General features: G+C 72.5%; 3 protein-coding genes. All 3 read right to left on the bottom strand.

The window, feature by feature from the left end; translation table 11 throughout:
- On the bottom strand, positions 1-1533 hold a 1533-nt coding region (purH, locus tag KUTG_RS30720), incomplete at its 3' end, for a bifunctional phosphoribosylaminoimidazolecarboxamide formyltransferase/IMP cyclohydrolase (protein WP_043721700.1).
- Positions 1530-2153, bottom strand: coding sequence for a phosphoribosylglycinamide formyltransferase (purN, locus tag KUTG_RS30715; protein WP_063753583.1), 624 nt, complete (start codon positions 2151-2153; stop codon positions 1530-1532). The genes purH and purN, both read right to left, overlap by 4 nt.
- A 71-nt stretch (positions 2154-2224) precedes the next feature.
- Positions 2225-3078, bottom strand: an 854-nt coding sequence (locus tag KUTG_RS30705) for a cell division protein PerM (RefSeq protein WP_232241038.1), incomplete at its 5' end; no start/stop codon positions are given.

Below are 3078 nucleotides of genomic sequence, written 5' to 3'. Positions count from 1 at the left end.
GCCGGCGGCTTCGGCGGCGGCGATGACCTCGGCGTCACGCACGGAGCCGCCGGGCTGGACGACGGCCTTCACGCCGGCGTCGAGCAGCACCTGGAGGCCGTCGGGGAAGGGGAAGAAGGCGTCGGAGGCGGCCACCGAGCCCTTGGCGCGGTCACCGGCGCGGGCCACCGCGAGGCGGGCGGCGTCGACGCGGTTGACCTGGCCCATGCCGGCGCCGACGGTGGCGCCGTCGTGGGCCAGCAGGATGGCGTTGGACTTCACGGCCCGGCAGGCCCGCCACGCGAAGTGCAGGTCGGTCAGGGTGTCCTCGTCCACGGCCGGGCCGGTGGCCAGGGTCCACTTGGCCGGGTCGTCGCCGTCGGCCTCGATGGTGTCGACGGTCTGCATGAGCAGCCCGCCGGACACGGCCCGGAACTCCGCCCCGCCGCGCACGGGCGGCTGAGCGACCAGGATCCGGACATTCTTCTTGCGTGCCAACACGTCCACCGCGCCGTCCGCATAGGACGGTGCGACGATGACCTCGGTGAAGATCTCCGCCACCTGCTCGGCCATCTCCACGGTGACCTCGCGGTTGGCCGCGATCACGCCGCCGAAGGCGCTGACCGGGTCGCAGGCGTGGGCCTTGCGGTGGGCGTCGGCGATGTCGCCGGAGACGGCGATGCCGCACGGGTTGGCGTGCTTGATGATCGCCACACACGCGGCGGTGTGGTCGTGGGCGGCGCGCCACGCGGCGTCGGCGTCCACGTAGTTGTTGTACGACATCTCCTTGCCGTGCAACTGCTGCGCGGTGGCCAGGCCGCCACGGCCGTCGCCGGAGACGTACAGCGCGGCCTTCTGGTGCGGGTTCTCGCCGTACCGCAGCACGTTGGACCGCTCCCAGGTGGCGCCGACCCAGCCCGGGAAGCCCGAGCCCTCGTCGTCGGGGGCGAGCACGTTGCCCATCCAGGACGCCACGGCCACGTCGTAGGACGCGGTGTGCCGGTACGCGGCGGCGGCCAGCCGCTGGCGGTCGGGCAGCGTGAAGCCGCCGGCCCGCACGTTCTCCAGCACCCACTCGTAGCGGGCGGGGTCGACCACGACGGCGACGCTGGGGTGGTTCTTGGCGGCGGCCCGCACCATGGCCGGCCCGCCGATGTCGATCTGCTCCACGCACTCGTCCGGGCTCGCGCCCGAGGCCACGGTCTGGGTGAACGGGTACAGGTTCACCACGAGCAGGTCGAACGCGGCGATGCCGAGCTCGTCGAGCTGCCGGAGGTGGTCGGGCTTGCGGGTGTCGGCCAGCAGGCCGGCGTGCACGCTCGGGTGCAGCGTCTTGACCCGGCCCTCCAGCGACTCCGGGAAGCCGGTGACCTGCTCGACCGGCACCACCGGCACGCCCGCGTCGGCGATCGCCTTGGCGGTGCCGCCGGTGGAGACGATCTCCACGCCGGCCTCGTGCAACCCGGTGGCCAGCTCCAGCAGTCCGGCCTTGTCCGAAACGCCGATCAGCGCGCGGCGCACGGGACGGCGTGCCGCGGTTCCTGCCTCGGTCACGGGATGCTCACCTTTCGTCCGTGAAGGGTCCAGCCCTCGCGGGCCAGTCGGGCGACCACGTCGACCAGCAGTCGCCGCTCCACCTTTTTGATGCGTTCGTGCAGCACGGCCTCGTCGTCGCCGACGTCGACCGGCACGGCCTCCTGGACCAGGATCGGCCCGGTGTCCACGCCCTTGTCCACCAGGAACACCGTGCAGCCGGTGACCCGCACGCCGTAGGCCAGCGCGTCCCGCACCGCGTGCGCGCCGGGGAAGGCGGGCGACAGCGCGGGGTGGGAGTTGATCACCCTGTCGCCGAAGCGGTCCATGAACGGCTGGCCGAGCAGCTTCATGAAGCCGGCCAGCACGATCAGGTCCGGGCGCAGCGACTCGACCAGGTCGGCCAGGGCCTGGTCCCAGGCGGCCCGGTCGGCGTGGTCGCGCAGCTTCACGACGTGCGTGGGCACGCCGGCTCGCTCGGCGCGGGCCAGCCCCTCGATGCCGTCCCGGTCGGCGACGACGGCGACGATGTCCGCCGGGTAGCCGTCGTTCGCGGCGGCGTCCAGCAGGGCCTGCAACAGGGTGCCGGAACCGGAGACGAACACGACGACGCGGGCGCGGTGCAGAGTGCTCAGGGTCAACTCCTGGCGAGCCGGGTCACGGTCATGACCAGCGTAAGTGGTCGGGTCCGGGGGCTCACGCCCAGGTCCGGCTACTTGTCGTCGGGCCGCGCCGTCGAGTGATCCTCATCGCCGTCGGCCTCGTCCACCGTGCTCTCGGCGGCCTCGTCCTCGGCGGCCAGTTCGGCGTCGGCCTCGGCCTCCAGCTCGGCCATCACGTCGTCTTCGAACTCGGCCTCTTCCTCGGCCTCGTCGAGCTCCTCGTAGTCCAGCTCGTCTTCTTCTTGGTCTTCTTCGCCGGGGTCGTACTCGTAGCTCTCGGGCTCGTCCTCGAAGTCCTCGTCCTCGACGTCTTCTTCGTCGAGATCGACGTCTCCTTCGAGGTCGTCCGCCTCGATGTCCTCGGCTTCCGCGTCGTCGGCCTCAATGACGGTCTCGGCCTCGGCGACGGGCTCGGGTTCGACGGCCACCGGCACCGGACGCACGTTCCGGGCCTGCTTCGGGCCGGTGAAGAAGGCCACCAGCCCGGCCGGGATCAGCACCCAGCCCAGCGCCACCGCCCCGACCAGGCCGGCTGGCACCGTGACGGGGCTGAACACGCCGCCGCCGAGCCGTCCACCGGTCAGCGCGGCCAGCAGGAACGCCGTCCCACCGACCACGGCCGCCGCGACGGCGACGCCACGCAGCCGGGCCAGCGGCCGGGGCGCGATCCGTCGGCACGTCCAGCCCAGGAACAGGCCCACGACGAGCGGCGCGATCATCAGGCCCAGCAGCGTGCGGCTCTGGTTGGCGGGGACCGCGGCGAACAGCGGCACCGCCGGCAGCTTGGCGATCGCCAGGTGCAGCGGGGTGACGGAGAAGGTGCCCATGGTGAAGCCGGGCCCCATGGCGAAGGACAGCGCCGCCACGATGGCGTTGGGCAGGTAGGCCACGGTCAGCAGGAACA

The sequence above is a fragment of the Kutzneria sp. 744 genome, assembly GCF_000568255.1.
Lineage (GTDB): Bacteria > Actinomycetota > Actinomycetes > Mycobacteriales > Pseudonocardiaceae > Kutzneria.
Note: the sequence above shows the minus strand (reverse complement) of the source record. Positions and strands in the feature narration are given on the sequence as shown.